At 71.5% G+C, this 5,459-nt stretch carries 4 protein-coding genes and 1 pseudogene; 2 read left to right on the plus strand and 3 right to left on the minus strand.

The features are described 5' to 3' along the window. From OFY01_RS14530 to rhaI, 3 genes are all read right to left on the minus strand, one after another. Positions 1-1,065 (minus strand): rhamnulokinase (locus OFY01_RS14530; protein ID WP_266599950.1); only part of this gene is annotated, 1,065 nt, incomplete at its 3' end. A gap of 52 nt (positions 1,066-1,117) precedes the next feature. Next, on the minus strand, positions 1,118-3,175 hold the full coding sequence (locus tag OFY01_RS14535) for a bifunctional aldolase/short-chain dehydrogenase (protein WP_266599952.1): 2,058 nt from the start codon (positions 3,173-3,175) through the stop codon (positions 1,118-1,120). Positions 3,176-3,326: 151 nt separating this feature from the next. After that, complete coding sequence (gene rhaI / locus OFY01_RS14540; protein WP_266599956.1) at positions 3,327-4,502, minus strand: L-rhamnose isomerase; 1,176 nt, start codon at positions 4,500-4,502, stop codon at positions 3,327-3,329. Between the two features lie 415 nt (positions 4,503-4,917). Here rhaI and OFY01_RS14545 point away from each other — a divergent pair, with 415 nt between their 5' ends. Beyond that, a complete protein-coding gene (locus tag OFY01_RS14545; RefSeq protein WP_266599954.1) occupies positions 4,918-5,238 on the plus strand; it encodes an L-rhamnose mutarotase in 321 nt (106 codons plus the stop codon). Beyond that, positions 5,235-5,459: pseudogene (locus tag OFY01_RS14550) on the plus strand (LacI family transcriptional regulator); the annotation flags it as partial. The gene OFY01_RS14545 and the pseudogene OFY01_RS14550, both read left to right, overlap by 4 nt.

The raw sequence follows: 5,459 nt of genomic DNA on the forward strand, positions 1-5,459 counted from the left end.
GCACGCGGCGGCGATCCGCTGCGGCATGCCGCCGGGCGCGAGGAACGCCGCGTCGCCCGCGTCGACGACCGACCGCAGCGGCTGCGCCCGCGCGGCGGCGTCGAGCAGGGCCCGCACGTCCGGCTCGCCCCAGGTCCGTTGGCATTCCTGCAGCAGCCACAGGCCCATGATGTTGCGCAGGTAGCGGACCGTGCCGTCGACGCCCACCTCGTTGGTGAAGTTCGCGGCGCGGCTCGCCTCGGTGAGCACCGGCGTGCCCAGTTCGAGGCCGGCCAGGGACCAGGTGCCGGTGCAGATGTACGCGAAGTGTTCCCCGGGTGCGGCCGGGACCGAGGCCACGGCCGACGCCGTGTCGTGCGAGGCCACCGCGGTGACGGGCACGGGCCCGCTCCGCGCGCTGAGGCCGGTCGCCTCCCGAACGTGGGGGAGCAGTTCGCCCGCCGGGTCGCCGGGACGGCGCAGCGGCGCGAACAGGCCGAGGTCGACGCCGGCGCGGGCCGCGACGTCGTGCGCCCAGTCGCCGGTTCGAGGGTCGAGCAGTCCGGTCGTCGAGGCGTTGGTCACCTCCGTGCCCTCGCTGCCGGTCAGCCAGTGCGTGAGCAGGTCCGGGATCAGCAACAAGCGCTTCGCCGCGCCGAGTTGGGCCGTACCTCGGGCCGCCGAGAGCTGGTACAGCGTGTTGAACGGGGCGTACTGGGTGCCGGTGGCCGCGTACAACTCCTCGGGCGGGACGCTGTCCCAGACCCGGCGCGCGGCGTCCTCGGTGCGCGCGTCGCGGTAGTGGAACGGGTTGCCGAGCAGGGCGCCGTCCGCGTCGAGCAGACCGTAGTCCACGGCCCAGCTGTCGATGCCCACGGAACGGACCCGGCCCGCCTCGCGCAGACCGGTCAGGACGCCGTCGTACAGGGCGAGGATGTCCCAGTGGAGGGCGGCGCCGACGCGGACGGGGGCGTTGGTGAAGCGGTGGGACTCGGCGAGGGTCAGGGAATCCGGGGTGAACGCGCCCGTGATGACCCGGCCGCTGGAAGCGCCCAGGTCTATCGCGGCATAGGCAGTGGTGGGCATGCGGATCGCCTTCGCTCCGTTGGTGTTCCGTACCGCGGATGTCCGAGGCCGCCTATCGCGGGAACGCGGCCGCCACCCCCGCGTCCACCGGCACATGCAGACCGGTCGTGTGCGTCAGGTCCCCGCCCGTGAGAGCGAACACGGCGTTGGCCACGTGCTCGGGCAGCACCTCACGCTTCAGCAGGGTCCGCTGGGCGTAGAACTCACCGAGCTCGTCCTCCTCGATGCCGTAGGTGGCCGCGCGCTGCGCGCCCCAGCCGCCCGCGAAGATGCCGGAGCCGCGCACGACACCGTCCGGGTTGACGCCGTTGACGCGAATCCCGTCGCCTCCCAACTCGGCGGCGAGAAGGCGTACTTGGTGAGCCTGGTCGGCCTTGGCCGCCGAGTAGGCCACGTTGTTCGGGCCCGCGACGACCGAGTTCTTCGACACGATGTAGACGATGTCGCCACCCATGCCCTGAGCCCGCATGAGGCGCGCCGCCTCGCGCGAGACGAGGAACGATCCGCGGGCCATGACGGCGTGCTGGAGGTCCCAGTCGCGCGCGGTGGTCTCCAGGAGCGGCCTGGAGATCGAGATGCCGGCGTTGTTGACGACCAGGTCGACGCCGCCGAAGGCGAGCGCGGCGGCCGCGAAGACGTCGGCGACCTGCTCCTCCGACGTGACGTCGGCCGTGACGGCGACGGCCTTGTCCGGGCCGCCGAGTTCCTCGCAGACCGCCAGCGCGCCGTCCGCGTTCACGTCGGCGACGACGACGCACGCTCCCTCCGCCACGAGGCGGTGTGCCACCGCCCTGCCGATGCCGCTGCCCGCGCCCGTCACCAGTGCCACCCTCGTGGCGAGGGGCTTGGGCGGGGGCATGCGGCGCAGTTTGGCCTCCTCAAGCTCCCAGTACTCGATGCGGAACTTCTCCGACTCCTCGATCGGCGTGTACGACGAGACGGACTCGGCGCCCCGCATCACGTTGATCGCGTTGACGTAGAACTCGCCCGCGACCCGTGCCGTCTGCTTGTCCTGGCCGAAGGAGAACATGCCGACGCCCGGGACGAGCACGATCGCCGGGTCCGCGCCGCGCATCGCGGGGGAGTCCGGCCGGGCGTGGCGGTGGTAGTAGGCCGCGTACTCCTCGCGGTACTCGGCGTGCAATTCCTTCAACCTGTCGGCCACGGCGTCCAGTTCGGCGGTGGGCGGCAGATCGAGGACGAGCGGGCGGACCTTCGTGCGGAGGAAGTGGTCGGGGCAGGACGTGCCGAGCGCGGCCAGGCGCGGGTGCTCGGCCCCGGCCAGGAAGCCGAGCACGGTATCGGAGTCGTCGAAGTGGCCGACCTGGGGGCGGTCGGTGGAGACGAGCCCCCTGATGAGAGGGGCGAGTCGAGCGGCGCGTGCCCGGCGCCGCGCCGGATCGAGGGCCGCGTACCCGTCGATCACCGCACCGAACGGCTCGGCCTTGCCGTGCTCGGTGAGGAAGCTCTGTGCCGTACGGATCACGAAGAGCGAGTTCGCCTCGCACTCCTCGGCCGTGTCGCCCCACGTCGTGATGCCGTGGCCGCCCAGGACGCAGCCGATCGCCCGCGGGTTGGCGGCCTTGATCGCGGCGATGTCGAGGCCGAGCTGGAAGCCGGGGCGCCGCCAGGGCACCCACACCACCTTGTCTCCGAAGCACGCGGCGGTCAGCTTCTCGCCGTCGGCGGCGCACGCGAGCGCGATCCCCGAGTCGGGGTGCAGATGGTCGACGTGCGCGGCGTCCACAAGGCCGTGCATGGCGGTGTCGATGGACGGCGCTGCGCCTTCTCCCTCCGGGAGCCGTCCCCTGCCGTGCAGGCAGTAGTCGAACGCCGCGACCATCTCGTCCTCGCGCTCGACGCCCGGATAGACCTCGGCGAGCGCGCGCAGCCGGTCGAGGCGCAGCACCGCGAGCCCGCCCTCGGTGAGCGTGCCCAGGTCACCGCCCGAGCCCTTGACCCACATCAGCTCGGTGTCCCGGCCGGTGACCGGGTCGGGCGCGGTGCCCTTGGCGGAGGTGTTGCCACCGGCGTAGTTGGTGTTGCGCGGATCGGCGCCGAGCCGGTGGGAGCGGTCGAGCAGGGCCGCGACATGAGGGCTGATGGCCATGGTGTTCCGTCCTTGAGGAGTTGGCGGTCGGGAAACAGTGCGGGACAAGAGGCGCGCGGGCCTGAATCGGCACGCGGCCGCGCCGCGTGGGCGCGAACAACCACGGCGAGGACCGCGGCGGCTCACCCGCGGGGCGGGGCACACGCGTCGGTCAGGCCCCCCACCCGGCCTGCCGTCCACCCACGCGCTCGGTCACGATCCGCTCCTGCCACCCGCAGGCGGCGTACGCGGCGACGGGGTCGGGGGCGAGCCCCCGCTCCTGTCGCCACTCGCCCAGCAACCCCCGCACATCGGTGTTGTAGGCGTCCATCACCACGGCGTTCGCCCCCAGCACGTCCCCGGCGGCCTGGGCGGCGGCCAGCGCGTCACGGTCGACGAGCAGCGCCTTCGCCGTGGCCTCCTGCACGTTCATCACGGACCGGATGACCGCCGGGATCTTCGCCTCGACGTTGTGGCACTGGTCGAGCATGAACGCCACGTCCGCCCCGGGCGCGAACCCGCCGTTGCCCGCCACCTCGTGCAGGATCCGAAAGAGCTGGAACGGGTCGGCGGCGCCCGCCATCAGGTCGTCGTCCGCGTAGAAGCGGGAGTTGAAGTCGAAACCGCCCAGACGCCCCTCGCGTAGCAGGAGCGCCACGATGAACTCGATGTTGGTGCCCGGCGCGTGGTGCCCCGTGTCCACCACGACCCGCGCCCGCTCGCCGAGCCTGACGCACTGCAGATACGAAGTGCCCCAGTCCGGCACGTCCGTCGTGTAGAAGGACGGTTCGAAGAGCTTGTACTCGAGGAGCATCCGCTGGTCGTCGGCGAGCCGCTCGTAGACGGTGGCGAGCGATGCGGCGAGCCGGTCCTGACGGGCCACGATGTCGTCCTGGCCGGGGTAGTTGGTGCCGTCGGCGAACCAGAGCTTGAGGTCCTTCGAACCGGTCGCGTCCATGATGTCGACGCACTCCATCAGGTGGTCGACGGCCTTGCGCCGCACCTTCGCGTCCGGGTGGCAGACGCTGCCGAGCTTGTAGTCGTCGTCCTGGAAGGTGTTGGAGTTGACGGTTCCGATCCGCACACCACGCTCGCGCGCGTGGGCCGCCAGTTTCGCGTAGCCGCCGGGGCCCTCGACCCGGTCCCAGGGAATGTGCAGCGCCACCTTCGGGGCGACACCGGTGAACTCGTGGACCTTTGCCGCGTCGTCCAGCTTCTCGAACGGCGTGCGGGGCACACCCGCCTGGGCGAACACCTTGAACCGGGTGCCGGAGTTGCCGTAGCCCCAGGACGGGGTCTCGATCCGCTGGTCGGTGAGGGCGGCCTTCACAGCAGCGATGTCGGGCATGTCCACCTCTGAGACTGTCGGCTCTGAACTCCGGGCGTGAATCGATTCACATCGCTGGGAAGCTAACGGCGTACGACGCGGTCGTCAAGAGGTCGGCAGTGGCCCGGCGACGCGCGAAACCCTGTGGTCCACATGTGCGTTGATCGGTCATGTCGAGGCCCTTGACCCGCTCGGAGTGGACGGGCTAGCTTCCCCGCAACTCGACTGAAACATTTCATGTCGACCTCGGCGCGGCGCCGTCGCGGTGAGGTCCGGGAAGATCACCGGCGCGCGGGGCCGGACGTCCACGGCCGGTCGTCTCGGAACGTTCGCCCTCGGCAAGGGCGATGCCGTCCCGCTCGGAGGACCGCCGTGTTCGACAAGAAGAACATCGACTACCGGACGACGACCAGTGCTGAGAGGAAGTGCCCAGCACATGCAGCGTGTCTGCTTCCTGCTCAAGGTCAAGGCCGACCGCGTCGACGAGTACCGCGCCCGCCACGCCCACGTGTGGCAGCAGATGCGCGACGCCCTCACCGCCGGCGGCTGGCACAACTACTCGCTCTTCCTGCGCGAGGACGGGCTGCTCGTCGGCTACCTGGAGACGGAGGACTTCGACGCGGCCCGCGCCGCCATGGACGCCACCGATGTCAACGCACGCTGGCAGAGCGACATGGCAGGCTTCTTCGAGGAACTCGACGGCCGGACACCGGACGAGGCGATGCGCCCGCTCGCCGAGGTCTTCCATCTCGAATGAACGGACCGGCGGGCGCGCGACGGTCGGCGTCAGGGACGAGGCGCGCCGTCCCTCTCCCTTCGCCGGACAGGCCGTCCCTCTCCCTCGCCGGACAGCGCGTACGCGGCGCCCTCGTCATCCCGGCCGACCCGAGCGGCGCGACGCCGCGCGACTTCAGGGGCCAGGACGTCCCGTACGTCGTCGTGGACCGGGCCGCGGGCGACGGGTCGGGCTGTGCCGGC

The sequence above is a fragment of the Streptomyces beihaiensis genome, from assembly GCF_026274175.1.
Lineage (GTDB): Bacteria > Actinomycetota > Actinomycetes > Streptomycetales > Streptomycetaceae > Streptomyces > Streptomyces beihaiensis.

What these genes read in the sequence shown, in the direction of transcription:
- OFY01_RS14545 (WP_266599954.1), top strand. Translation starts at nt 4,918, where the DNA reads ATGCAGCGTGTCTGCTTCCTGCTCAAGGTCAAGGCCGACCGCGTCGAC.
- OFY01_RS14535 (WP_266599952.1), bottom strand. Translation starts at nt 3,175, where the DNA reads ATGGCCATCAGCCCTCATGTCGCGGCCCTGCTCGACCGCTCCCACCGG.
- rhaI (WP_266599956.1), bottom strand. Translation starts at nt 4,502, where the DNA reads ATGCCCGACATCGCTGCTGTGAAGGCCGCCCTCACCGACCAGCGGATC.